At 62.3% G+C, this 26391-nt stretch carries 23 protein-coding genes; 6 read left to right on the forward strand and 17 right to left on the reverse strand.

All coding sequences use genetic code 11. The features are described 5' to 3' along the window. Positions 1-41 precede the first annotated feature (41 nt). The 4 genes from CWE01_RS32670 to CWE01_RS32685 form a co-directional block, all read right to left on the reverse strand. The gene (locus tag CWE01_RS32670) at positions 42-233 is read right to left on the reverse strand and encodes a hypothetical protein (RefSeq protein WP_100944684.1); all 192 of its coding nucleotides are present in this window, start codon (positions 231-233) and stop codon (positions 42-44) included. A 169-nt stretch (positions 234-402) separates the two neighbouring features. Next, positions 403-1509 (reverse strand): NADH:flavin oxidoreductase/NADH oxidase, encoded by a 1107-nt coding sequence (locus CWE01_RS32675; RefSeq protein WP_100944685.1) that lies wholly within the window; start codon positions 1507-1509, stop codon positions 403-405. 335 nt (positions 1510-1844) lie between these two features. Further along, positions 1845-3554, reverse strand: a complete 1710-nt coding sequence (gene recJ / locus CWE01_RS32680) for a single-stranded-DNA-specific exonuclease RecJ (protein WP_100944686.1) — start codon at positions 3552-3554, stop codon at positions 1845-1847. Positions 3555-3562: 8 nt separating this feature from the next. Then, the gene (locus CWE01_RS32685) at positions 3563-4105 is read right to left on the reverse strand and encodes a YaeQ family protein (protein ID WP_100944687.1); all 543 of its coding nucleotides are present in this window, start codon (positions 4103-4105) and stop codon (positions 3563-3565) included. Between the two features lie 139 nt (positions 4106-4244). Here CWE01_RS32685 and CWE01_RS32690 point away from each other — a divergent pair, with 139 nt between their 5' ends. Next, the gene (locus CWE01_RS32690) at positions 4245-5444 is read left to right on the forward strand and encodes a CaiB/BaiF CoA-transferase family protein (protein WP_100944688.1); all 1200 of its coding nucleotides are present in this window, start codon (positions 4245-4247) and stop codon (positions 5442-5444) included. A gap of 51 nt (positions 5445-5495) precedes the next feature. Continuing rightward, positions 5496-6395, forward strand: coding sequence for a TIGR02285 family protein (locus tag CWE01_RS32695; RefSeq protein WP_100944689.1), 900 nt, complete (start codon positions 5496-5498; stop codon positions 6393-6395). A gap of 161 nt (positions 6396-6556) precedes the next feature. Here CWE01_RS32695 and CWE01_RS32700 read toward each other — a convergent pair whose 3' ends face one another. After that, a complete protein-coding gene (locus tag CWE01_RS32700; RefSeq protein ID WP_100944690.1) occupies positions 6557-6847 on the reverse strand; it encodes a DUF3509 domain-containing protein in 291 nt (96 codons plus the stop codon). Between the two features lie 172 nt (positions 6848-7019). Between CWE01_RS32700 and CWE01_RS32705 the strand changes: the two genes are divergently transcribed. Next, positions 7020-7694: a response regulator transcription factor gene (locus CWE01_RS32705; RefSeq protein ID WP_100944691.1), complete on the forward strand. Its 675-nt coding sequence runs from the start codon at positions 7020-7022 to the stop codon at positions 7692-7694. A 13-nt stretch (positions 7695-7707) separates the two neighbouring features. Here CWE01_RS32705 and CWE01_RS32710 read toward each other — a convergent pair whose 3' ends face one another. The 11 genes from CWE01_RS32710 to ffh form a co-directional block, all read right to left on the reverse strand. Beyond that, entirely contained in the window at positions 7708-8973 is a 1266-nt protein-coding gene (locus tag CWE01_RS32710; protein WP_100944692.1) for an EAL domain-containing protein, read from the reverse strand. 88 nt (positions 8974-9061) lie between these two features. Further along, on the reverse strand, positions 9062-12586 hold the full coding sequence (locus CWE01_RS32715) for an ATP-binding protein (protein WP_100944720.1): 3525 nt from the start codon (positions 12584-12586) through the stop codon (positions 9062-9064). Between the two features lie 203 nt (positions 12587-12789). Continuing rightward, entirely contained in the window at positions 12790-14199 is a 1410-nt protein-coding gene (gene thrC / locus CWE01_RS32720) for a threonine synthase (protein WP_100944693.1), read from the reverse strand. Between the two features lie 30 nt (positions 14200-14229). Beyond that, the gene (locus tag CWE01_RS32725; RefSeq protein ID WP_100944694.1) at positions 14230-15534 is read right to left on the reverse strand and encodes a homoserine dehydrogenase; all 1305 of its coding nucleotides are present in this window, start codon (positions 15532-15534) and stop codon (positions 14230-14232) included. Between the two features lie 139 nt (positions 15535-15673). Further along, entirely contained in the window at positions 15674-16405 is a 732-nt protein-coding gene (locus CWE01_RS32730) for a DsbC family protein (RefSeq protein WP_100944695.1), read from the reverse strand. 132 nt (positions 16406-16537) lie between these two features. Beyond that, the gene (xerD, locus tag CWE01_RS32735; protein ID WP_100944696.1) at positions 16538-17434 is read right to left on the reverse strand and encodes a site-specific tyrosine recombinase XerD; all 897 of its coding nucleotides are present in this window, start codon (positions 17432-17434) and stop codon (positions 16538-16540) included. Positions 17435-17556: 122 nt separating this feature from the next. Then, positions 17557-17907 carry a 50S ribosomal protein L19 gene (rplS, locus tag CWE01_RS32740; RefSeq protein WP_100944697.1) on the reverse strand — a complete coding sequence of 117 codons (351 nt, stop codon included), beginning with the start codon at positions 17905-17907 and terminating at the stop codon, positions 17557-17559. A 45-nt stretch (positions 17908-17952) separates the two neighbouring features. Continuing rightward, entirely contained in the window at positions 17953-18705 is a 753-nt protein-coding gene (gene trmD, locus CWE01_RS32745; protein WP_100944698.1) for a tRNA (guanosine(37)-N1)-methyltransferase TrmD, read from the reverse strand. A 3-nt stretch (positions 18706-18708) separates the two neighbouring features. Next, positions 18709-19245, reverse strand: a complete 537-nt coding sequence (gene rimM / locus CWE01_RS32750; RefSeq protein ID WP_100944699.1) for a ribosome maturation factor RimM — start codon at positions 19243-19245, stop codon at positions 18709-18711. Positions 19246-19250: 5 nt separating this feature from the next. After that, a complete protein-coding gene (gene rpsP / locus CWE01_RS32755) occupies positions 19251-19502 on the reverse strand; it encodes a 30S ribosomal protein S16 (protein WP_017124058.1) in 252 nt (83 codons plus the stop codon). Between the two features lie 253 nt (positions 19503-19755). Further along, complete coding sequence (gene ffh / locus CWE01_RS32760; protein ID WP_100944700.1) at positions 19756-21132, reverse strand: signal recognition particle protein; 1377 nt, start codon at positions 21130-21132, stop codon at positions 19756-19758. 197 nt (positions 21133-21329) lie between these two features. Here ffh and CWE01_RS32765 point away from each other — a divergent pair, with 197 nt between their 5' ends. From CWE01_RS32765 to CWE01_RS32775, 3 genes are all read left to right on the forward strand, one after another. Beyond that, complete coding sequence (locus tag CWE01_RS32765; RefSeq protein WP_100944701.1) at positions 21330-22142, forward strand: inner membrane protein YpjD; 813 nt, start codon at positions 21330-21332, stop codon at positions 22140-22142. 15 nt (positions 22143-22157) lie between these two features. Further along, positions 22158-23402: an HlyC/CorC family transporter gene (locus CWE01_RS32770; RefSeq protein ID WP_100944702.1), complete on the forward strand. Its 1245-nt coding sequence runs from the start codon at positions 22158-22160 to the stop codon at positions 23400-23402. Positions 23403-23785: 383 nt separating this feature from the next. Next, positions 23786-25102, forward strand: coding sequence for an MFS transporter (locus CWE01_RS32775; protein ID WP_100944703.1), 1317 nt, complete (start codon positions 23786-23788; stop codon positions 25100-25102). Between the two features lie 53 nt (positions 25103-25155). Here the strand turns inward: CWE01_RS32775 and purT are convergent, their stop codons facing one another. Beyond that, a complete protein-coding gene (gene purT / locus CWE01_RS32780) occupies positions 25156-26337 on the reverse strand; it encodes a formate-dependent phosphoribosylglycinamide formyltransferase (RefSeq protein ID WP_100944704.1) in 1182 nt (393 codons plus the stop codon). Between the last annotated feature and the right edge of the window lie 54 nt (positions 26338-26391).

Below are 26391 nucleotides of genomic sequence, written 5' to 3' on the forward strand. Positions count from 1 at the left end.
TTATAAGGATCATTTTGTCTGACAAGCCCGCCGTACAGGTTTCAAAACCGCGAAACACCCTCCATCACATTCAACAGGCAGCACATCGCATTGCGGTCCTCTTCCGACAGCGCCCGATAGCGCTCCAACAGGTGCCGTTCTTCATCACTGAGCTTGCGCATCCGGGGCCGAGGGGAAGTCCTGAACGTCCAGAGAAACAGCATGAAACCGAATATGCTTCGCGCCTTTGCCATGACCACCTTCCTTCGCTGGATGAACCCGACCCGTCTGAAAGAACCGCCTCAGACTTTCCCTAAGCGTAGGAACAGTCCGAAGCAGTCTCAGAACATTTCGAAATTTGCAGAAGGCAATTACCTCGATCCGCGAATGCACGCTGGCGCCTGGCGGGCCTTGCATTCCCCCTCAGTCGCGTAAATCCGACTCGTAAATCGGCTGGTCACGGTGGGTTGCGCGCTGGTATTGCGCCGGCCAGGTCGCCTTGCGCCCGCCCAGGTCATCGTCGGCGTGCAGCGGCCAGTAAGGATCCCGCAACAATTCTCGGGCCAGAAGGATGATATCGGCCTGACAAGTACGCAGGATGTGCTCGGCCTGGGCCGGTTCGGTAATCAGTCCTACGGTCCCGGTGGCGATACCGGACTCCTTGCGCACGCGCTCGGCGAAACGGGTCTGGTAACCGGGCCCTGTAGGAATTTCCGCATTGGCGGCGGTGCCGCCCGAGGATACGTCGATCAGATCGACGCCAAGGGCCTTCAGACGTCGCGCCAGCTCCACCGTTTCATCCGGATTCCAGCCGTCTTCCACCCAGTCGGTGGCCGACACCCGAACAAACAGCGGCAACTCGTCAGGCCAGACCGCGCGCACCGCTTCGGTCACCTGCAACACAAGGCGGATCCGATTTTCGAAGGAGCCACCGTATTGGTCACGGCGCTGGTTGCTCAGCGGCGATAGAAACTGGTGCAGCAGATAACCATGGGCGGCATGCACTTCCACCACCTTGAAGCCCGCGACCAATGCCCGTTTGGCGGCCGCGACAAACGCCTCGATCACCTCGGCGATCTGGTTCTCATCCAGTTGTACAGGCGGGGTGTGCTGCGGATCGAAGGCAATCGGCGATGGGCCGACCGGGGTCCAGCCGCCCTCCTCCGGCTTGACGCTGCCATGTTTGCCCAACCAGGGCCGATGGGTGCTGGCCTTGCGCCCGGCATGGGCCAGTTGAATCCCCGCCACTGCACCCTGGGCGGTGATAAACCGGGTGATGCGTTGCAGCGGTTCGATCTGTTCGTCGTTCCACAGGCCCAGGTCCTGGGCGGTGATCCGGCCATCGGCGGTAACGGCGGTGGCCTCGGTGAAAATCAATCCAGCCCCGCCTACCGCCCGACTCCCCAGGTGGACGAGGTGCCAGTCATTGGCCAGGCCGTCGACGCTGGAGTACTGGCACATGGGCGAGACCGCAATGCGGTTGAGCAGGGTCAATTGGCGAAGGGTATAAGGTTCGAGCAGCAGACTCATGGGGCACCTCTCAAATCAAGTGGGCTGGCTCCAGGGTTCTGTTAGAACGTCGGCAAGTGACAAGAGTGGTGGATAACCGCCCCCCAGCGGGTAAAAAAACAGGACGACGTCACAAGACCATTCAGACAGTGCTTAGAGCCTAGTCGACAACGGCACAGGCGGGAGGGTTCAGCGGATTTAAAGCGGCAGGGTCGCCTGTACCTGCCAGGCCAGCGCAATCCCTGCAGGAGCCAGCTTGCTGGCGATGGCTACCGGATAGGCGATGCAAGCCGCAAGGGCCTCATCGCCAGCAAACCGGCTCCTACAAAAGGCAGGTCAGCGCCACTCGAAACATCTCAGCGCGGTTCGATATGGGCAATCATCAGTTGTACGCTTTCCTTGCCACGGAATTCGTTGAGGTCGAGCTTGTAGGCCAGCTCCACCCAGTCGACCCGCGCATTGGTCCACATCTCCGGGTCGATGCCAAAGGCGATGCCATCGAGCTTCAGCGAACCGCATTCGCTTTTCAGCACCACCTTCAGATGCCGCTCGCCGACGATGCGTTTTTCCACCAGTTGAAACACGCCGTGGAACAGCGGCTCGGGGAAATGCTGACCCCAGGGACCGGCATTACGCAGCGCCCGGGCCAGTTCCAGGTTGAACTCCTCGATCGCCAGCGAGCCATCGGTCTGCAGGCGCCCGGTCAGGTCGTCTTCCGAAAGCTGACGGCGCACCTCGGCATCAAAGGCTTCGGCAAACAGCGGGAAATTTTCCTGCGGCAGACTCAGACCCGCCGCCATGGCGTGACCGCCGTACTTGCCCATCAGGTCCGGGTATTGCGCCGCCACCACGCTCAAGGCATCGCGAATATGGAAGCCCGGCACCGAACGACCGGAGCCCTTGAGCATGCCATCGCCGGCATCGGCAAAGGCGATGGTTGGACGGTGATAACGCTCTTTCATCCGCGAAGCGAGGATCCCGATCACCCCCTGGTGCCAGTCCGGCTCGAACAGGCACAGGCCGAACGGCATCGACTCCAGCGGCAGGTCCTTGAGCTGGGCCAGCGCTTCGCGCTGCATGCCCTGTTCGATGGACTTGCGGTCCTTGTTCATTTCATCGAGCTGGCTGGCCATTTCCAAGGCCAGGGACGGGTCTTCGCAGAGCAGGCATTCGATGCCCAGGCTCATGTCGTCCAGGCGCCCCGCCGCGTTCAGACGCGGGCCGAGGATAAACCCCAGGTCGGTGGAGGTCAGGCGCGAATGGTCACGCTTGGCCACCTCCAGGATCGCCTTGAGCCCCGGCCGCGCACGCCCGGCGCGAATCCGCTCGAGGCCCTGGTGCACCAGGATGCGGTTGTTGGCATCCAGCGGCACCACGTCGGCGACGCTGCCCAGCGCCACCAGATCGAGCAGTTCGCCAATGTTCGGCTGTGGCGCGTTGGCGTACCAACCCAGGCTGCGCAAACGCGCACGCAAGGCCATCAACACATAGAAAATCACCCCGACGCCGGCCAGGGCCTTGCTCGGAAACTCGCAGCCCGGCTGGTTCGGGTTGACGATGGCATCGGCCGCCGGCAATTCGCTGCCGGGCAAGTGGTGGTCGGTGACCAGCACCTGGAGCCCCGCCGCCTTCGCCGCCTGCACGCCCTCGATGCTGGAAATCCCGTTGTCCACGGTGATCAGCAACTGCGGCTCGCGCTGCAAGGCTACGGCGACGATTTCCGGGGTCAGGCCATAGCCGTATTCAAAGCGGTTCGGCACCAGGTAGTCGACATGGGCCGCGCCCAGCAAACGCAAGCCGAGCACCCCGACCGTGCTGGCGGTGGCGCCGTCGGCATCGAAGTCGCCGACGATGAGGATACGCTGGCGCTGCTCCAGTGCCGTCACCAGCAGGTCCACCGCCGCGTCGATGCCCTTGAGTTGCTGGAAGGGAATCAGCCGCGCCAGGCTCTTGTCCAACTCGTCCTGGGACACCACGCCGCGCGCAGCGTAGAGGCGGGTCAACAACGGCGGCAGGTCACCGAGAAACGGCAGTGTGGCGGGCAGCGGGCGGGGTTCGATACGCATGGGAATAATTAACCGCGCTCGCCCATCAGCCATTCCAGCTGGACTTCATGCTGGCCACGATCGTCGGTGACGAAGATCGTGCCTTCGCTGATCATCACGTCCCACTTGATCACCCGCGGCATGTCCTTGGCCAGGGTCTCGAGGATTTCCTGGGGCACGGCGGCGATATTCACGTTCTTCAGGTTCTTCACCGCGTCGACCACCTTGGTCTGCCAGACCCGCAGGCTGCCATAGGCCAGCAGGCTGGTGCGCTCGGTACGACGGGAACACCAGGTCAGGCGATCGGCGTCCGGCTGGCCGACTTCGATCCAGTGCAGGACACGATCATCCAGGCTCTTTTCCCACAGCGCAGGTTCATCCACTTCCGACAGACCGCGACCAAAGGACAGCTGCTCGTTGTACCAGAAGGCGTAGGCCAGCAGACGCACGGTCATGCGCTCCTCGGTTTCCGACGGGTGGCGGGCGATGGTCTGGTTGACGCTCTCGTAGACCCCACGATCCAGGTCGGTGAGGTTCAGGTTGAATTTGTAGGTCGTGGACGGCTGGGCCATGAACAGGGCTTCTAAGGACGAGGAAAGGCGGCCAGTCTACCCGATACGCAGGGCAAGCAACGACTGCTCGCAGTTATGCTGATGGCGCAAGCCATGATAAAAGGCTCTATTGCCCCCGTGTTGTCCTACAGGATCTACCATGCCGCTCACCGCCAAACCCCTTTCCGGCCTGAAGGTCATTGAGCTCGGTACCCTGATCGCCGGCCCTTTCGCCTCGCGCATCTGCGCCGAATTCGGCGCGCAGGTGATCAAGGTCGAATCGCCGGACGGCGGCGACCCGCTGCGCAAATGGCGCAAGCTCTACGAGGGCACCTCGCTGTGGTGGTTTGTCCAGGCACGCAACAAGCAGTCCCTGACCCTGAACCTGAAGCACCCGGACGGCCTGGCCATCCTCAAGCAGTTGCTGAGCGACGCGGACATCCTTATCGAGAACTTCCGCCCCGGCGTGCTGGAAAAGCTCGGCCTGGGTTGGGAGACCCTCCACGCGCTGAACCCCAAGCTGGTGATGGTGCGTTTGTCCGGCTTCGGCCAGACCGGACCGATGAAGGATCAACCAGGCTTCGGTGCGGTCGGCGAGTCCATGGGCGGCTTGCGCTATATCACCGGTTTCGAGGACCGCCCACCGGTACGCACCGGGATTTCCATCGGTGACTCGATTGCCGCCCTCTGGGGCGTGATCGGCGCGCTCATGGCCCTGCGTCATCGCGAAGTCAACGGCGGCAATGGCCAGGTGGTGGACGTGGCCTTGTACGAGGCGATCTTCGCCATGATGGAAAGCATGGTCCCGGAGTTCGACGTGTTCGGTTTTATCCGCGAGCGCACCGGCAATATCATGCCGGGGATCACCCCCTCTTCGATCCACACCACGGCCGATGGCAAGCACGTGCAGATCGGCGCCAATGGCGATGCGATCTTCAAGCGCTTCATGCAGGCCATCGGCCGCAACGACCTGGCGGACGACCCGGTGCTGACCAGCAATGACGGCCGCGACAGCCGGCGCGACGAGCTCTATGGCGTGATTGATCGCTGGGTGAACAGCCAGTCGCTGGACGCGGTGCTCGCCACCCTGAACCAGGCCGAGGTGCCGGCCAGCCGGATCTACAGCGCCGAAGACATGTTCAGCGACCCGCAGTTTCTCGCCCGGGAGATGTTTATCCAGGCCAAGCTGCCCGATGGCAAGGCTTTCAAGATGCCGGGGATTGTGCCAAAACTGTCGGAGACACCAGGCTCCAGCGAGTGGGTAGGGCCGGAACTCGGCGAGCACAACAACCAGGTGCTGGGTAACCTCGGCTATGACGCCGCACAGATTGCCCGCTTGCGCGATAGTGGCGCTATCTAGGGTGCCGTGCTGGCAAGACTTTGACCTGACTGCGCAGAAGGTATGGACCCCATGAGTCCTCGAATTCTCTGGCAACACGTGCTCTGTCGACGGCCAGCCCTTGCCCTGCTGGCGGTGTTCGCCTGCGCGCTGCCGACAGGCGCCGAGGCCAAGGACACACTGATCTGGCTGCTGCGGGACTTGCCGCCGCTGACCATTTTCGATGGCCCGCAAAAAGGCCAGGGGGCCATCGATCAGTTGCGGCCGTTGTTGGTCGCCGCCATGCCCGAGTACGAACACGTCAGCCTGCGGGTCAACCGGGCACGGGCCACGCAGATGCTCTCGGAGCCTTCGTTTACCTGCGACCCGATGCTGCTCTGGACAGCGGACCGGGCAAAGAAGATGGTCTTTTCCATTCCCAGCATCGGCCAGGTCAGCAACGTGCTGGTGGTCCGCCAGGCCGACCGTCCGCTGATCGAGCCGTTTGTGCGGGACGGCCAGGTGGACCTCGCCGCCCTGCTGGGCAGCGATCACCCCAAACTGGGGATTGTCGCCGAACGCAGCTACGGCCCATTGATTGACGAGCTGTTGCGCCGCACCCCCGCCGAGCGCCTGGCAGCGCATTACGGCAACGATGCCCTGGGCAGCCTGTTGCAAATGCAACGCCTGGGACGACTGACCGCGCTGCTCGGCTACTGGACGGAAATCCGCTACCTGGCCCGGCAACAAGGCATCGCCACCGAAGACCTGGTGTCCTATCCGATCAAGGGCGTCGAGAAATACCAGTTCATCCGTGTGGGGTGCTCCGACACGGAACAAGGACGCATGGCCATTACCCATATCAACCGGATCTTGCGTGAACTGCGCCAGCACCAGTTGGTGGAGTTCTATGCCCAATGGCTCGACCCGCAACAACGGGACAGCTATAGGGAAGACGCCCGGCAGTTTTTCCTGGCGCCTGAGGACCAGTGACAAACGCCAGACAAAAGAAACCCCGAGAAGTGGGGAAACGACTCGGGGTTAAACGTGGCCTATAAAGACCAGTACGACAAGCTACAAGCACCGGAGCACAATGCTTGATCCTGCCGTTATAAATGTGACAACCCTTTAGGAAAAAAGGTTCCCGAAAAACTTTACACTCGAGCCGAACGGAACATCTTGTCCTCGGCCGCGTGACGCAAGGCCGCGATCACACAGGGTTCCAGGCGTCCTTCGGCAATGCGCAGGTCGCGATGCAGCCCATCAACGACATCGGTCAGCAAGCGTTTGTCGTTGATCTGCGCGCGGCTGATTTCACGGGTCAGCAGGATCAGACCAGCGCAGTTGCTCACGGTCAGCAGGCACTCACCGTGATTCCCCGACGGCGTCAGGGTGACGGGATAAGGCCTCAATGCTTCATTCAGCAACAGACTGATACTTTCCATCTCGATCACCACTCAATAGTCAGAACCCGACAGATCAAAAAAACCAAGGGCCTTATAGTCACTGACCGCCAGTCAGAGAAGAAAGTTCGTCCAGCCAGCTAACCTGATATCGATAGAAACCGAGCGTCAAGGTGCTACGCCTGACGATCCATTGCGAGCATGAACGAGAAAGATGACAGAGAGAAAACAAGCCAGTACGTCGTCCCCGTTGCGCATCCTCCTCGCAGACGATCATCCGATTTTCCTGATCGGCCTGCGTGTCGTCCTCGAACGCGATCCCGGACTGCGCGTGGTCGGCGAAGCCAGCTCGCCACAGGACTTGCTTGAGCTTCTGCAAAGCTGTGCCTGCGAGGTACTGGTCACCGACTTCATGATGCCGGTCGAACAGCAGAGCGATGGCCTGCGCATGCTTGAAAGCGTGACTCGGCAACACCCGCACCTGCCGGTCGTGGTGGTGACCATGCTCAACAACGCCGGGTTGTTCCGCTCCATTCTCGATCTCGGGGTCATGGGGCTCCTGAGCAAGGCCAGCCTGGCCGCCGAGTTGCCGGAGGCCATCGCCCAGGTACGCCACCGGCGCCCCTATGTGGCCAACTCGATTCGCCAGACCCTGGCGCTGGCCGGCGAGGTCGGCGAACACCGCCTGGGCGACCAGGAACAACTTTCACCCCGGGAGCTGGAGGTGACACGCCTGCTGGCGGCCGGGCGCACCGTCGGCGAGATCGCCACGCAGCTGTGCCGCAGCAAGCAGACGGTGAGTGCGCAGAAGGTCAGCGCCATGCGCAAGCTCGGCCTGTCCAACGATGCGGCGTTGTTTCTCTACCTGCAGGAACATGGCCTGGCCTGAGCGCGGTCGGCCGCTACAGAGTGACGCTGTGCAGGGCCGCGTGTTTCAACGGCCCGGACAACGGGTAGACCGGACCGAACCCCACCACTTCAAGCCAGGACAACAGTTCCGCGCGGCTCATGGACAGCGCGACGAAATCCCCCTGAAGCAGCGAGTCGCCCAGGGCCATGACGGCCTGGTAATCGCTTTCGCTCTCGATCCCGCCGAGTACCACCTGCAGGTTCATGCCCCGCGCCATGCGCAAGGCCCCGGCGACAATGGCCGACTTGCGCGAGTCCGCCGCCATTCCGACCACGAAGGGCGAGGCGATCTTCAGTTCGGTGAAAGGCAACTCGAGCAGGCGCTGGAGGCTGCCGCCGCCCAGGCCGAAATCGCCGACGGACAACGGGCAACCCAGCATGCGCAACCTCAGCAAGCCTTCAGTCAACGCAACGCTGCTGCTGAACTCGGCGCTTTCCAGTACCTCGAGGGTCAAGCGCTCGGCGGGTAGCTCGAAGCGCTCCAGCAAGGCCTTCAGCCGCTCGGCGAAGTCCAGCTGCTCCAGCAGGCTCGCCGGAATGCTCACCGTGACAGGCAAGGCCTCGTCGGTGGCAAAACGCACCTCGGCCGACAGGCTCACGGCCAGCTCCAGCACCTGCCAGATCAGCGTCTGCGCCAGCCCGGCGTACTCCAGCACCGGCATGAAACTGCCAGGCAACAACAGGCCCTGTTCCGGGTGCTGCCAACGCGGCAGCACCTCGACCCCGACGACGCGACCGTCATGGGTCAGCTTGGGCTGAAAGTGCGCGGTCGCGTATTTTTCGATGGCCGAAGCGCCGGCGCAGGCCTGCAGTTCGTGCAGCGACAGCAACTCGCAGACCTGGGCCAGCGGCAGGCCCGGGCGCTGCCGGGCGAAACGTTGCTGGTAGCTCGCCAGCAAGTCCGCCAGGGCCGCGGCCGACGCCGGCTTGCGCAGGCAGCCGAGGACATGCAGCCCCTGCTGGCGCGCCATGTGCGCAGCGCCTTCAAGCACCTCCTGCTCGGCACTGCTGAGGATGATCAGTGCCTGCGCTTCGCGCCCCTCGGCCAGGGAACGAATCAGCTCCAGGCCATCCCCCGCCTCCAGTTGCAGGTCGCAGATGGCCACATCGATAGGGCCACGATTGGCCAACGACTGGCGGGCGCTCTCGACGTTTTCCGCCGTCAGCACATCAAAGACGCCGGTGGCATTGAGCATCTGGTGCAGGGCCATCAGTTGAAAAGAGTTGTCTTCGAGAATCAGGACTTTGAGGGCGCGCATCGAGGGTCTCCACAAAATGAGGCGGTCGTGGTCCGCAATGACCCTCGATTTTAATCAACCGCCCCACCCGCGCCCCATAGGACAAGTCCTAAAATGCCGGAATATCCACCTGTAGATGCGGCTCGATATCCTCCAGCACACGTTCGATGGCCTGCTTGAGTGCCTGCCAGTCCGCAGCCACCCGTTCGTTGGACTTGAGTCGCACACAGCTGTCGAGGTCGGCGCAGGCATGGGCCAGGGCGATGGCATCGATCAGGCAGGCGATGCCCTTGAGCCGATGGACCGCCACCGCCAGGCCTTCCCAGTTGTGCAACTCGGCCGCGACCTCGAGCGCCCCGCGCTCCTGTTCGAGGTTCTTGCGCAGCTCCAGCAACATGCGGCGCATGACCTCGGCGTTGGCGCAGGTCATGGCGCTCAGGGCCTGGATATCAAAGGAACGCTCGGGCACGATGCTCGCCAGCAGTTGCGCCAGTTCGTCCAGGGAGACCGGTTTGACCAGCAGCTCGGTCATGCCCGCCTCCAGGCAGCGTTGCCGTTCATCACTCATGGCATTGGCCGTGCAACCGACCACCGGGCACGGCGCCCGTTGCTCCTCGGCCTCGATCCGGCGTATCGCTTCAGCCAGCGCATAGCCGCTCATGTCCGGCATATTGCAATCGGTGATCACCAGATCGAACGACTCCTGCTGCAAGACCTGCAGCGCGGCCTCGCCACTCTGGCAGGCGACGACCTGCTGGCCGAGAAAGCTCAACTGCTGCTTGAGTACCAGGCAGTTGGCGGACAGGTCGTCGACAATCAACACCTTGTGCGACGCCAGCCGCGGCCTGGACTCTTCCACTGCGGGAGGCTCGGCCGCGGCCGGTTCCACGGGTTTGAGCGCCAGCTCGATACGCACCCGCGTGCCATCTCCCGGCCGGCTCAGCAAGACGATGCTGCCGCCCATCAACTCCACCAGTTGCTTGCAGATACTCAAACCCAGGCCGGTGCCGCCATACTCTTCATCGGCCTGACCACGGATCTGGACAAAGGGCGTGAAAAGCGTCTTCTGCTGTTCGAGACCGATCCCCTTGCCGCTGTCTTCGATGCTGATGCGCAGGGTTTCCAGGCCCTCCGTGCACGACACACTGCGCACGTGAATGTGCACGAAACCCTCGGCGGTAAATTTCAGCGCATTGCCGATCAGGTTGTTCAACACCTGGCGCAAACGCAACGGATCGAACCAGTACTCGCCCGCCAGCCCCGGCTCCACCTCCAGGCTCAGCTCGACGCCCTTGCCCCGCGCCGCGGCTTCGAACAGTTGCCGCACGCTTTCCAGCAGCTCGACCAGGGAGCCGGCGCGCAACGCCAGGTGCATGCCGCCGGCCTCGATCTTGGCCAGATCGAGGCTATCGCCGATCAAGGCCGTCAGTTCCTGTGCCGATTGATACGCCACCTGCAGCGCCTGGGAAAAGTCCTGTCCATTGGCCCGGGCTTGCTCGCGCTCGAGTTCAAGCAGGCCAATGATGGCCACCATGGGGGTACGAATCTCATGACTCATGGTGGCCAGGAACGCGCTCTTGGCCTGGTTGGCCTGCTCCGCCTGCTGGCGCGCTTCCATCAACTGGGCCTCGAGCTGCTTGCGTTCGGTGATATCGATCCAGCCACCGAGTAGCCCCTGCAACTGCGCTTCCGCCGAATAGAACGGCACCATCCACTGATAGATGTCGATCCGACCGCTGGCAAAGTCGAGCTGGCGGTCGCAGAACAGCGGTTGCTCGGTCTTGAACAGCTGGAGAAACTCGGCGTGCAGTTGCTCGGCGGTCTCTGGGGGCAAGATATCCACTTCAGTGATCCGCCGGCCCTGGACTTGTTCCAGCGTGGTGGAAAGACGCTCCTCGTAACTGCGATTGCAGGTCATCATCCGACCGTCCAGGTCGCGCACGAAAATCGGATTGGGGATACCGTCCAGCAGGGCGCGCTGGAAGGCCAGTTGATCGCTGAGTTCCTGTTCGGCCCGGCGGCGCTGGCGAATCTGGATGTTCAGCCGGCGGTTCCAGGCCAGGGACACGCCCCCCAGCAGGATCATCACCGCCGTCAGGCCGTAGACCCAGCGCGGCACCCGCTCCCACACCGGGCGCATCGGCGCCACGCCGATTGCACCGTGCCATTTGATCCTCAGCGCGCGCAGTTCGGCCACGGGAAACGCCTCCAGGGCCTTGTTCAGGATACTGAGCAGCTCCGGCTCGGTCTTGACCACCGAGAAACTGTCCGCCGACCAGAGTCCCTCGACACTGCGCCCGACCTTCAGCCGCCCCGGCGGATACAGGTAGGCCCGCGTATCGCTCTGGATCGTCGCGGTCGCCTCACCGCGCTCGACCATCGCCCTGGCCTCCTCCGGCGTCTTCACCGTGATCAGCTCGATATCCGGGTAGTTCTTGCGGATCATCGGCTCCAACGCATGTTTCTCCGGCATCACCAGCACCCGCCCGGACAACTGCGAAAGCGAGCCGAGGGGCGAGTCGTGCACGCGCACCACGAACACCCAGGCGCTGCCGCCAAAGGCATAGGTGAAGTTCAGGAAGGCCTTGCGCTCGATACTTTCGGCCAGCGTCGTACTCATCAGCGCCTTGCCGTCGTGGAGCAGATCGACGCTTTCGGCGGTGGAGCCGGTTTCGCGGAACTCGAATTGCAGGCCGGTCATGCGCGAAATGCGCGACAGCAGGTCCGGATTGAGACCGACCCAGCGGTTGTGACCGTCCTTGTAGATATGCGGCGGATACGGCTGGGCCACCACCGAGACCCGCGGGTGACGGTCGATCCAGGCCAGCTCCGCGGCGGTGAGACTGATGCGCTGCTGGGCGATGTCCGAACCGAAGCCGGTGGTCCAGCGGGCGAGGATCTCCCGCCGCGTGGCGTTGTCGGTGTTGTCCAGGACCCGCTCCACCAGGGCGCTGAGCACATGGTCGGACTCACGCGTGGCAAAGGCGAAGCCGATCGGTGGCAAGTCACTCTTGTCCTTGATGTGCACGCCCATGTAGGGCCGCAGGCTCTTGTAGGCGCGGACAATCACCTCGTTGCCGATAAACGCCTCGACCTCGCCCTGGGACAACGCCTCCAGGGCACTGTAGAGGGTCGGGGCGAGGATGATCTCGCTCTGCGGGTAGGTGGCGTGTACCACCTGGGCATCGGCGTAACCGTCGAGCAGCACTACCTTCTTGCCGTTCAGATCGTGAAAGCCATGCCCACCGGCGCGACCGACGATCACCGAACGGTCCGGCATATAGTCGCTGGAAAACGTCAGCCCGGGCACGCCACGCTCGTAGCCGTTGGCACTGGTGAGAATATCGATCTGCCCGCTGCGCAGGGCTTCGACCGCCTGGTCGCGCTCGCCGAAGCCGAGGACCTGGACACCCACCCCCAGGCGATCGCGGATCAGCCCCACGTAATCGGCACTGATGCCCTGGTAGCGGTTGCGATCGTTGGTGATATCGACAGGCTCGTAGTCGGCGACCGAAATCCCCACCCGCAAGGTCCGTTCGGGGCCCAGCCATTGCTCCTCCTCCGGGCTCAGGGGCAGGCGGTCGACCTCGACGAACGAGGGCGGCAGGCTGAACGGCAGGCCCTGGGCCGCCATCGTGCCGATGGGCACGCACAACAGCAGCCACCCGCACAGACTGACCAGAACGGATTGTATGGATCGACCCAAAAACACCATGACGAACGACTTGCCCCCTTCGGCCCATTTCAAGAAATGGCAAAAAAACAAGGCAAGTTTGACACGCGAAAACGATAAAGCCCGCCAAGGGGCGGGCTTTAATGTGTGACCGTTCTAGTCTGTCAGAGCGGCTTACCACGGTTACCATGCTGGCTGACAAAGGCCTGGACGACTTTCAAGTCATTGGCCAAGACGGTGCAACGCTCATCTCGCTCAAACAAATCGGAAAGGTGCGCAGGTAGTTCAAGCGCTTTTCCTACGCCGGCCTTCTCCACTGCCTCGGGGAATTTGACCGGATGCGCGGTCCCCAGGATCACCATCGGGGTGTCCAGGCTGCGCCGGCACTCGCGGGCCGCGCGCACGCCGATGGCGGTGTGCGGATCGAGGACTTCACCGCTCTGGGCGAAGACTTCGGCGATGGTTTCGCAGGTCTGCACATCGTCCACGGCCAGGGAGTCGAACAGCTTGCGCGCTTCGCTCCAACGGTCCTGGTCGACACTGAAACCGCCACCTTGCTTGAAGGTGTCCATCAGCCCGGCGATGGCCGCGCCGTTGCGCCCGTGCAGGTCGAACAGCAGGCGTTCGAAGTTCGACGAGACCATGATGTCCATGGACGGCGACAGGGTCGCGTGCAGGGTGTCCTTGACGTACTGGTTGCCGCTCATGAAGCGGTGCAGGATGTCGTTGCGGTTGGTCGCGACGATCAGCTGGCTGATCGGCAGGCCCATGTTGCGTGCCAGGTAGCCGGCGAAGATATCGCCGAAGTTGCCGGTCGGCACCGAGAACGCCACCGAACGGGCCGGGCCGCCCAACTGCAGGGCCGCGTGGAAGTAGTAGACGATCTGGGCCATGATCCGCGCCCAGTTGATCGAGTTCACCGCTACCAGGCGCGTGCCCTTGAGGAAGCTCTGGTCGGCGAAGCTGTTCTTGACCATTTCCTGGCAGTCGTCGAAGTTGCCTTCGATGGCGATGTTGTGGATGTTGTCGCCGAACAGGGTGGTCATCTGCCGACGTTGCACCTCGGACACCCGGTTGTGCGGGTGGAGGATGAAGATGTCGACGTTCTCGCAGTGCTTGCAGCCTTCGATGGCGGCCGAACCGGTGTCACCGGAGGTGGCGCCGACGATCACCACGCGCTCGCCGCGTTTGGCCAGCACGTAGTCGAGCAGGCGACCGAGCAGTTGCAGGGCGAAGTCCTTGAACGCCAGGGTCGGGCCGTGGAACAGCTCCAGCACCCATTCGTTGCCGTTCAGTTGGCGCAACGGTGCCACGGCGCCGTGGGAGAAAGCGCCGTAGGTTTCCTCAAGGATCTTCTTGAAGTCCGCATCCGGAATGCTGCCGGTGACGAACGGGCGCATGACCCGGAACGCCAGCTCGTGATACGGCAGACCGGCCCAGGAAGCGATTTCTTCCTGGGTGAAGCGTGGCAGGTTTTCCGGCACATAGAGGCCGCCGTCGCTGGCCAGGCCGGCCAGCAGCACGTCTTCGAAGTTCAGGGCCGGTGCCTGGCCGCGGGTACTGATGTAACGCATGAAAAATTCCTCTTGATCGGCAGCGCCGGCTTAGTTCAAGTGCTCGACACGGATCCGCACGACAGGGCCGACCACACCTTGCAGGGCCTCCAGCGCCGCGATGGCGTCGTTCATATGCTGTTCGCGCACGCGGTGGGTCAGCAGGATCATCGGCACCAGGCCGTCGTGTTCTTCGACTTCCTTCTGCATGATCGATTCAATGTTGATGCCGCGCTCCGACAGGATGCTCGCGACCTGGGCCAGCACGCCCGGATGGTCCTTGGCCTGGATGCGCAGGTAGTAGGCGCTTTCGCACTCTTCGATCGGCAGGATCGGGTGGGCCGACAGCGAGTCCGGCTGGAAGGCCAGGTGCGGGACACGGTTTTCCGGGTCGCTGGTCATGGCGCGGACCACGTCCACCAGGTCGGCAATCACCGACGAGGCGGTCGGTTCCATGCCGGCACCGGCACCGTAGAACAGGGTCGAACCTGCGGCATCGCCATTGACCATCACCGCGTTCATCACGCCGTTGACGTTGGCGAGCAGGCGATCGGCCGGGATCAGCGTCGGGTGCACCCGCAGTTCGATACCGGCGGCGGTGCTCCGGGCCACGCCCAGGTGCTTGATGCGGTAGCCCAGGGCTTCGGCATAGTTGACGTCGGCGGTGGTCAGCTTGGTGATGCCTTCGGTGTAGGCCTTGTCGAATTGCAGCGGGATACCGAAAGCAATGGACGCCAGGATCGTCAGCTTGTGCGCGGCATCGATGCCTTCGACGTCGAAGGTCGGATCGGCTTCGGCGTAACCCAGGGCCTGGGCCTCGGCCAGCACGTCTTCGAAGGTACGACCCTTCTCGCGCATTTCGGTGAGGATGAAGTTACCGGTGCCGTTGATGATGCCGGCAACCCAGTTGATGCGGTTGGCCGAAAGACCTTCGCGAATCGCCTTGATCACCGGGATACCGCCAGCCACGGCGGCTTCGAACGCAACGATCACGCCCTTCTCGCGGGCCTTGGCGAAGATTTCGTTACCGTGCACGGCGATCAGCGCCTTGTTCGCGGTGACCACGTGCTTGCCGTTCTCAATGGCGCTGAGCACCAGTTCGCGGGCAACGGTGTAGCCGCCCATCAGCTCGATGACGATATCGATTTCAGGGTTGCTCGCCACTTCGAAGACATCGTGGGTAATCGCAATACCGGCGGTCTGGAACTGAGGCTTTGGCGTACGCATGGCAATTTGAGCCACTTCGATTCCACGCCCGGCACGGCGGGCAATCTCCTCGGCGTTACGCTGAAGTACGTTGAAGGTGCCGCCACCGACGGTACCTAACCCACAGATGCCTACTTTGACCGGTTTCACTCTGAACTCCCCATGAAACGGCCGACACGAGGTCGGCCGTGGAAAACAGCCGCTGGACTGCCAGCGGCTCGCTATTGATGACCCGGGAACCCCGTTCCGCGGGCCATGCTCGTCAAAGGTTGAACATGACGAGGCTGAATTACTTGGCGGACAGTGCCAGTTTGGCAACTTGTGCGGCCGGCTGGTAGCCCGGAATTACCTGACCATCGGCCAAAACAATTGCCGGCGTGCCATTGACACCAATGGATTGACCGAGGGCGAACTGTTTGGAAACCGGGTTCGCGCACTTGGCGGCCTTGATGTCATCGCCTTCGACCATCTTGTCCATCGCCGCTTTCTTGTCGGCCGAGCACCAGACCGCCTGCAACTGCTCGTCGCCCGGCGAGCCGAGGCCCTGGCGCGGGAACGCGACGTAGCGCACTTCAATGCCCATCTTGTTCAGCGCTGGCACTTCGGCATGCAGCTTGTGGCAGTACGGGCAGGTGGTGTCGGTGAACACGGTGATATGCGACTTGGTTTCGCCGATGGCCGGGTAGACCACGGTTTCGGCCACCGGAATACCGTTGATCAGCTTGGACACACCCAGGCGTTCGGCTTTCTCGGTGAGGTTGACCGGCTTGCCGTCCTTGAGCTGGAACAGGTAGCCCTGCATGACGAACTGGCCGTCGGCGCTGGCGTAGAGCACGCGGCTGCCCTTGAGCTTGACTTCATAGAGGCCGGCCAGGGGGCTGGCGCTGATGCTCTCCACCGGGGTTTCCAGTTGAAGGCTCTCGAGGCTCTTGCGAATCGTCTGCTCGGCGGTGTCGTCGGCCAAGGCCAGGGAGCTGACCAGGGCGAGGGCAGCAGCAGCGAAAATCTGGGTCAAACGCATGGGAACTCCTGAAGGCGGGCAAAGGGGCCGAGGCTGATACGACCACGGGGAAACAGATCGGTTTCAAGCGCCCACTTTGCAAACCGATAGAGCCTATCACATAAGCCCGGCGGGGCCGAACCCCTGTGTGGCTTAGCCGCGCGGGTGATGTTTGGCGTGCATATCCTGCAATCGCGCACGGGCTACATGGGTGTAGATCTGCGTGGTCGACAGGTCGCTGTGGCCAAGCAACATCTGCACCACCCGCAGGTCGGCGCCATGGTTGAGCAGGTGCGTGGCAAAGGCATGGCGCAGGGTGTGCGGCGACAGCGATTTGCCGATCCCGGCGACCTTGGCCTGGTGCTTGATCCGGTGCCAGAAGGTCTGGCGGGTCATCTGCTCGCCGCGCTGGCTGGGAAACAGCACATCGCTGGGGCGTCCGCCGAGCAGTTCGACGCGGGCGTCGCGCATGTAACGCTCGACCCAGACAATCGCCTCTTCGCCCATGGGCACCAGTCGCTCCTTGCTGCCCTTGCCCATGACCCGCAACACGCCCTGGCGCAGATTGACCTGCTCCAGGGTCAGGCTGATCAGTTCGGTGACCCGCAGCCCGCAGGCGTAGAGCACTTCGAGCATGGCGCGGTCGCGCTGGCCGATGACCTCGCTCAGGTCCGGCGCGGCCAGCAGTGCTTCCACATCGGCTTCCGACAGGGACTTGGGTAACGGCCTACCCAACTGCGGCATCTCGACCTGCAAGGTCGGGTCGACGGCAATCAGCCTTTCACGCAACAGGTAACGATAGAAACCACGCACGCCGGAAAGAAATCGCGCGGTAGAGCGCGGTTTGTAAGCCTGTTCCAGGCGCCAGGCCAGGTGATCGAGGATCAGCTCACGGCCGGCATTCGCCAGTTCCAGGTCTTTTTCCTGCAACCAGCCATTGAACAAGGCCAGGTCGCTGCGATAGGCGTCCCGGGTGTTGTCGGACAGCCCTTTTTCCAGCCACAGGGCGTCGAGAAACTGGTCGATAAGCGGGTGATCGATGGCGGGCATAAGGGCTCGAAAAGCAAAAGGCGATAAGCAGGTCAACTGTGACAGCGCGCCACGGCTTTTTCAAAACCCGGAATGCAAAAAAGCAGCCCGGAGGCTGCTTTTTTCTGCATCGGAAGCTGGACTTAAGCCAGTTTTTCCTTGATGCGAGCTGCTTTACCCGACAGGTCGCGCAGGTAGTACAGCTTGGCCTTACGTACATCACCGCGACGCTTGACAGCCATGCTGTCGATTTGCGGGCTGTAGGTCTGGAAAGTACGCTCTACGCCAACACCGTTGGAGATTTTACGTACGGTGAACGCGCTGTTCACACCGCGGTTACGCTTGGCAATTACCACGCCTTCGAACGCTTGCAGACGCGAACGGTCGCCTTCCTTCACTTTCACCTGAACGACAATGGTGTCGCCCGGGGCAAAGGTAGGGATCTCTTTGGTCATCTGCTCGGCTTCGAGTTGCAGAATGATTTTGTTAGTCATGCTGTGCTCCTAAGGTAAATCGTTCGATCTACCATCGATACGTTGTTAACTATCGTCCCGCTCGCGGATGTATTCCTCGAGCAGCTTCTTCTCTTCTCCAGAAAGCGAGCGGCTTTCCAGAAGATCGGCGCGTCGTTCCGAGGTCCTGCCAAGGGACTGCTTCAGACGCCAACGCCGGATATGTGCGTGGTTGCCACTGAGCAACACGTCGGGAACACGCTGATCCGCATACACCTCCGGACGGGTGTAGTGCGGGCAATCCAGCAAACCATCCGTGAAGGAATCTTCCTCCGCGGAGTCCGCATGCCCTAAAGCTCCAGGCAGCAGCCGTGTAACCGCATCTATCAGGACCATCGCCGGCAGCTCGCCACCGGAAAGAACATAGTCCCCAATCGACCACTCTTCATCGACATGAGCGTCTATAAAGCGCTCGTCAATGCCTTCATAACGACCTGCAATGAGGATCAAGGCTTCCTCTTTCGCCAGGTCGCGTACCGCCAACTGATTGAGTTGCCGGCCTTGGGGCGACAGGTAAATCACCTTCGCCGCCTCCCCTGCTGCTGCCTTGGCCTGAACCAGGGCGTCCTCAAGGGGCTTGATCTTCATCACCATGCCCGGACCACCGCCAAATGGGCGATCATCCACAGTGTGATGTCGATCCGTCGTGTAGTCCCGCGGGTTCCAACAGGTCAGCTGCAAGAGCCCCTGTTTCACCGCACGACTGGTGATGCCGTAGTCGCTGATGGCGGAAAACATCTCGGGAAACAAACTGATCACTTCTACGCGCAGGCTAGCCATCGCTTAGAAGTCCGCGTCCCAATCCACCTTCATCTCGCCAGCGACCAGGTCGACAGCCAACACGCATTGCTCCGTATAGGGCAACAGGCGTTCGCGATCATCCAGGCTGCCCGGGCAAGGCTTGACCACCATGACATCATTCGAGCCAGTCTCCAGCAGGTGATCGATTTTCCCGAACAGTTGCCCGAGGGTGTCGATGACCTTGAGACCTTCCAGCTGGTACCAGTAGTACTCGCCGTCGGTCAGGTCTGGGAACAGGTTGCGTGGCACGCAGATCTCATAACCGGCCAGAAGACGCGCTTCTTCACGATCATCGAGATCCTTGAGCTTTGCGACCAGGAACTTGTCGTTCCCGCGTCCGCTGACCAGCTCTACCTGTTTCACGCTACCTTCGCGCCGGAGCGTCCAGGTTTTGTAGTCCAACAGGTTTTTAATTGGATCAGTAAAGGAATAAACCTTCACTTCGCCGCGAACGCCATGAACAGAATAGATCTTGCCGATAACGATCAAATCATCGGTAGGGGCCGGCGTCGCGTTCATATTGCTCAGGCCGCAACCTTAGCGTTTTCCTTCAGCAACTGAGCAACACGCTCAGAAGGTTGTGCACCAACGCTCAGCCAGTAGGCTACGCGCTCTTGGTTCACGGACAGACGAACTTCCTGACCACGAGCAACCGGGTTGAAGAAACCCACTTGTTCTTTGTGCGAACCGTCACGAGCGTTGCGGCTGTCGGTTACGGTCAGGTGGTAAAACGGGCGCTTTTTGGAGCCGCCAAGGGCAAGACGGATTGTTAGCATGTGAACATCGTTCCTGTAGTCGGTGCTGCAAATCTAAATGCACAGCGGGCATGGGTGCCCGAAAGGCCGCATATTCTAAGGAATATACGGACTTTTGCAAATGACTTTTTCCGGCGCCCGGCGCCGTGCAATCTGGATTTGCCATAGAGCCGTCGTCAAGACGGCAGGTCAGCTCCCGCTAAACGCGGGTTTACTGGCGATCCCCCGCATCCCTGCGGGGGGTAGCGCCGACCGTCAGGTCGACGCGAATCTTTTACATTTTCGGCATCCCGCCGCCGGGCAACATACCGCCCATGCCGCGCATCATCTTGGCCATACCGCCTTTGGCGGAGAATTTCTTCATCATCTTCTGCATCTGCTTGTGCTGCTTGATCAAGCGTCCGATGTCCTGCACCTGGGTGCCGGAACCCATGGCGATCCGACGCTTGCGCGAACCGCTGATCAGCTCAGGGTCGCGGCGCTCGGCCGGGGTCATGGAATTGATGATGGCTTCCATCTGCTTGAACTGCTTCTCGGCCGCGCCCTGGGCATTGCCCATCTGCGCCAGATTGACCCCGCCGATATTCGGCAGCTTGTCCATCAGGCCACCGAGGCCGCCCATGTTCTTCATCTGTTGCAGCTGGTCGCGGAAGTCTTCGAGGTCGAAGCCTTTGCCTTTCTTCAGCTTTTTAGCCAGCTTGTCGGCTTTGTCCTTGTCGAGGGTCTGTTCGGCCTTCTCGATCAGGCTGAGCACGTCGCCCATGCCGAGGATACGCGAAGCAATCCGCTCCGGGTGGAACGGCTCGAGCGCTTCGCTCTTCTCGCCCATACCGATGAACTTGATCGGCTTGCCGGTGATGGCCCGTACCGACAGCGCGGCACCGCCACGGGCGTCGCCGTCGACCTTGGTCAGGATCACCCCGGTCAGCGGCAGCGCATCGCCAAACGCCTTGGCGGTGTTGGCGGCGTCCTGGCCGGTCATGGCGTCGACCACGAACAGCGTCTCCACGGGCTTGATCGCCGCGTGCAGTTGCTTGATCTCGGCCATCATCTCGTCGTCGATGTGCAGACGACCGGCGGTGTCGACGATGACCACGTCGATGAATTTGAGGCGGGCTTCCTTGATCGCCGCTTCGGCGATGTCCACCGGCTTCTGGCTGAGGTCGGACGGGAAGAAGGTCACGCCGATGTCGCCAGCCAGGGTTTCCAGCTGCTTGATGGCCGCCGGACGGTAAACGTCGGCCGAGACCACCATCACGGTTTTCTTCTTGCGCTCTTTGAGGAAGCGCGCCAGCTTGCCGACGGTGGTGGTTTTACCCGCCCCCTGCAGACCGGCCATCAGCACCACTGCCGGCGGCACGGCGCTGAGGTTCAAGTCTTCGTTGGCGGCGCCCATCAGGCTTTCGAGCTCGGCCTGGACGATCTTCACGAACGCCTGGCCCGGGGTCAGGCTGCGCGACACTTCGGTGCCGACCGCGCGGTCCTTGACCGAATTGACGAAGTCCTTCACCACCGGCAAGGCGACGTCGGCTTCGAGCAACGCCATGCGCACTTCACGCAGGGTGTCTTTGATATTGTCCTCGGTCAGCTTGGCCTTGCCGGTGACATGGCGCAGCGTCTGCGAGAGACGGTCGGTCAGGTTTTCAAACATGCGCGATCCTTTGAGGCCCTTATGGAGACCGAAGTGATGGCTGCCGGAACAAGGAAAAACAGCGCCTGGCGAGCCTGCGGCGTGGGCAGGTCGCGGATTATAGCGGAGACTGCATGCCGCCACTAGCGCCACGGTCTTTCGTGGACTGGGGGTTCTATGCCAAACTCAGCGCCTTTCGGGCTTGCCTAACAGGACTTATGCTCCCTTTGTCACCCAGTTTGCTGACCAGCCTCGCCGCCGCCTTCATCTACGCCGCTGCGACCCTCTATCAAGGCACCCGCCTGCGCCAGGGCGCCAAGGCGAACAAACGCCTGCTGGTCGGGCTCGGCGTGATCGCCGTGATCGCCCACGCGGTGAGCCTGCTCACCCACCTGATGACCCCGATCGGCCTGGGCCTGGACTTTTTCAACGCCGCCAGCCTGATCGCCGTCGCCGTGATCGCCCTGACCCTGGTGGCCTGCTCGCGCATCCCGGTGGAAAACCTGCTGCTCCTGCTGTTCCCGCTGGGCCTGCTGACGGTGCTGCTGGCGCAGTTCGCGCCCTCGGGCACGGTGCAGATCATCGACGAGGAACCGGGCATCCTCGCGCATATCCTGCTGTCGATCCTGGCCTACGGCATGTTCACCATCGCAGTGTTCCAGGCCCTGCTCCTGCTGCTGCAGGACCACCAGCTGAAAAACAAGCACCCTTCCGGTCTGATCCGCAACTTCCCGCCGCTGCAAACCATGGAAAGCCTGCTGTTCGGCTTCCTCTGGGCAGGCTGGAGCCTGCTGTCGCTGTCGTTGATCTCCGGCTGGCTGTTCGTCGAGAACCTGTTCGCCCAGCACCTGGTGCACAAGACCCTGCTGGCCTGCCTGGCCTGGGTGGTGTTCAGCGTGCTGCTGTGGGGGCGCAATCGCCTCGGCTGGCGCGGGCACAAGGCGATCCGCTGGACCCTGGCCGGTTTCTGCCTGCTGATGCTGGCCTATTTCGGCAGCAAGCTGGTCCGCGAATACATCCTGCATATCTGACGGGCATACAAGACCATGGACAACCTGCCCGCCGGGCCAATGCTCGCCGTATTGGCCCTGCTGATTCTCTGGTCGGCGCTGTTTACCGCCGTTGAAGTCGCGCAGCATCAGCTCGCCGCCCTGCGCCCGCCCTCGCGCACGGGTGAAAAACCCTCCGCCAGGATGAAGTTCCCCCGCGACAGCTTGATCCTGTGCAATACCCTGTGTCGGGTCGTGGTCGTGATCATTGGCACCCTGCTGTCGATCCTCGAGTGGGGCCAGCATGGGCCCTGGCTGGCCTGCCTGGGCGCCACGGTGTTGCTGCTGGTCTTCGCCGACTACCTGCCGCGCCTGCTCGCCGTCCGTTATCCCGAACCGATCCTGGCCACCGGCAATGCGTTGCTGAGCATTCCGCTGAAAATCCTCTACCCGGCAGCCTGGTTGCTGAACGGTATCGCCCGACTGTTGCTGCGCCCTTTCATCAGCAAGGCCGGCGCGGTCAAGCAGAACGATGAAGACCAGCCGCCCCTCGATCCGGAAGACGAACCGGAACATCCGCCGCGCAACCAGTCGCTGTCCAGCATCCATGCGCTGAACAACATCACGGTCAACGACATCCTGGTACCGCGCAGCGAAGTGGATGGGATCAACCTCGACGACTCCATCGAGGAAATCACCGCGCAGCTGTTGAAGAACCGCCGTACCCGCCTGCCGGTGTTCCACAACGATATCAACCAGGTCGAGGCGGTGATCAATACCCGCCAGATCCTCAATCTGCTGTTCGATGCCAGCCTGACCAAAGCGGCCCTGCTCGCCGCCTGCCACGAGCCGTATTTCGTCCCGGAAAGCACGCCGCTGCAACTGCAACTGCTGAATTTCCACAAGCAGCAACGGCGCCTGGGCATGGTGGTGGACGAATACGGTGAAGTGCTGGGCATCGTCACCCTGGAAGATATCCTCGAAGAAATCGTCGGCGAATTCGAAAGCGAACACAGCCTCGACAACCCGCACATCCATCCGCAGGCCGATGGCCGGCTGGTGATCGAAGGTGCCGCATCGATTCGCGAGCTGAACAAGAGCCTGGGCTGGCACCTGCCCAGCGACGGCCCGAAAACCCTCAACGGCCTGGTCACCGAAGCGCTGGAAACCATTCCGGAGAGCGCCGTGTGCCTGAAGATCGGCCGTTACCGCCTGGAAATCCTCGAAACCGAGGACAACCGGGTCAGCCGGGTGCTGGTCTGGCATACCAGCTCTACCCCAGCGGTGACCCCGCCCCTCTGACCGATTCGAAAACACCGCCTCCCTTGTAGGAGCCGGCTTGCTGGCGATGAGGCCAGGAAGCCTTGCATCGTTTCGACGGACGCCATCGCCAGCAAGCCGGCTCCTACAGTGTGGTGTTTCAACGCCAAGTCTCGCCGACCTCAGGCCTGCCACACGGACTGCAAGGCCTTCGCTCTTGTTTGATCCGTCAGCGCCTTCCTATAATCGGACCGGCTTACCCAGCCCAGCCGGACCGCCTGCTTACCCGCAACCCGCGCCCTCCGGCCCCACACGTTGTGACAATCCGACGTTGGCTCGAACCTTGAGCCGCGCGGGACCAGCCCTTATCCCTGGGCGTTCAATACTAATAATTCGCACGCGCAAGACTTTCAGGGACGCCCGCAATGACTTCCAGCAGCACCTTTGACACTGCCACGCCGAGCAAACCGCTGAACTCGACCGCCCGGGTGGCGACCGCCAGCTTTATCGGCACGGCCATCGAGTTCTACGACTTCTACGTCTATGCCACCGCCGCCGCCCTGGTGATCGGCCCGGTGTTTTTTCCCCAGACCGACAGCACCGCGCAGATGCTCTCGGCCTTCCTGACCTTCGGCATCGCCTTCCTTGCCCGCCCGCTGGGCTCGATCCTGTTCGGTCACTTTGGTGACCGCATCGGGCGTAAATCGACGCTGGTCGCTTCGTTGCTGCTGATGGGCGTGTGCACCACGCTGATCGGCGTACTGCCCGGCTACGCGACCATTGGTGCCTGGGCACCGATCCTCTTGTGCCTGTTGCGCTTCGGCCAGGGCCTGGGGCTTGGCGGGGAATGGGGCGGGGCCGCGCTGCTGGCAACCGAAAACGCCCCCGAAGGCAAGCGCGCCTGGTTCGGCATGTTTCCGCAACTGGGCCCTTCGATCGGCTTTCTCGCCGCCAACGGCTTGTTCCTGATCCTGGCCATGACCCTGAGCGACGAACAATTCCGCTCCTGGGGCTGGCGCATTCCGTTCCTGCTCAGCGCCGCGCTGGTGATGGTCGGCCTGTATGTGCGCCTCAAGCTCGAGGAAACGCCGATCTTCGCCAATGCCGTGGCCCGCCAGGAACGGGTGAAAATGCCGCTGGTCGAGCTCTTCAGCCGCTATTGGGCACCGGTGCTGCTCGGCTCACTGGCCATGGTGGTGTGTTACGCGCTGTTCTATATCTCGGCGGTGTTTTCCCTGAGCTATGGCGTGGCCAACCTTGGCTACAGTCGCGAGACCTTCCTCGGGCTGCTGTGTTTTGCCGTGTTGTTCATGGCCGCGGCCACGCCACTGGCGGCCTGGGCCAGCGACCGCTTCGGGCGCAAGCCGGTGCTGATTCTTGGCGGGGTGCTGGCACTGCTGTCCGGCTTTACCATGGAGCCGTTGCTGGGCCACGGCTCGACCACGGGCGTCGCGCTGTTCCTGTGCCTTGAGCTGTTTCTGATGGGGATCACTTTCGCGCCGATGGGGGCGTTGCTGCCGGAGCTGTTTCCGACCCACGTGCGTTATACCGGCGCATCGGCGGCGTATAACCTGGGCGGCATCGTCGGGGCTTCGGCCGCACCGTTCTTTGCCCAGAAGCTGGTGGCGATGGGCGGCTTGAGTTGGGTCGGCGGGTATGTATCAGGGGCGGCGGCGTTGAGCCTGATTGCGATTTTCTGCTTGAAGGAGACGCGCTACAACGATTTGAACAAGGTGGGCTGACAGACCATCGATCATTCCCACGCAGGGCGTGGGAATGATCAGCACAACAGGGGTTACAGCTCGACCACAACCGCCTGAGCAGCACGGGTCGCCTTGGCCCGCGCGGCTTCGATCGACTCGTCCCGCGCCAGGGCCACGCCCATGCGGCGCTGGCCGTTGACTTCCGGCTTGCCGAACAGACGCAAGGCGGTATCCGGCTCGCTCAACGCCATACCGAGGTTGGCGAACGCAGTCTGGGTCGACTGCCCTTCCACCAGGATCACCGCCGACGCCGACGGACCGAACTGACGGATCAACGGGATCGGCAAGCCGAGAATCGCCCGGGCATGCAGCGCAAACTGCGACAGGTCCTGGGAAATCATGGTCACCATGCCGGTGTCATGAGGGCGCGGCGAGACTTCGCTGAACCACACCTGGTCGCCCTTGATAAACAACTCGACGCCAAACATGCCGCGCCCGCCCAGGGCCTCTGTCACCGCCTTGGCGACCCGCTCCGACTCGGCCAAAGCCAACGGGCTCATGGCCTGGGGCTGCCAGGATTCCTGGTAGTCACCTTTCTCCTGACGGTGGCCGACCGGCGCGCAAAAGGTGGTGCCGCCCACATGACGAACGGTCAGCAGGGTGATTTCGTAGTCGAAGTCGATAAAACCCTCGACGATCACCCGGCCCTTACCGGCACGTCCGCCTTCCTGGGCGTAGTCCCAGGCCTTCTGCACATCGTCGACGCTGCGCAGCAGGCTCTGGCCCTTGCCCGAAGAACTCATCACCGGCTTGACCACACACGGGAAGCCCAGGTCGGTAACGGCCTGGCTGTAGGCCTCGAAGGTGTCGGCGAAGTGGTACGGCGAGGTCGGCAGCTGCAACTCTTCGGCGGCCAGGCGACGGATGCCTTCACGGTTCATGGTCAGTTGCGCGGCACGGGCGGTCGGCACCACGGTGAAGCCTTCGGCTTCCAGTTCCACCAGGGTGGCGGTGGCGATGGCTTCGATTTCCGGGACGATGAAATGCGGCTTCTCGGCCTCGATCACCGCCCGCAGGGCCGCGCCGTCGAGCATATTGATCACGTGGCTGCGATGGGCCACCTGCATGGCCGGCGCATCGGCGTAACGGTCAACGGCAATCACTTCGACGCCCAGGCGTTGCAGCTCGATCACCACTTCCTTGCCCAGCTCACCACAGCCACAGAGCAATACGCGAGTCGCGGTCGACGACAGTGGAGTTCCGATACGGGTCATTTCAGGTCCTCAAGGAAGCAGATCAACGACAGCGCCTGGACAATCAGGCACCTG

This window comes from Pseudomonas sp. QS1027, from assembly GCF_002814235.1.
Classification (GTDB): domain Bacteria; phylum Pseudomonadota; class Gammaproteobacteria; order Pseudomonadales; family Pseudomonadaceae; genus Aquipseudomonas.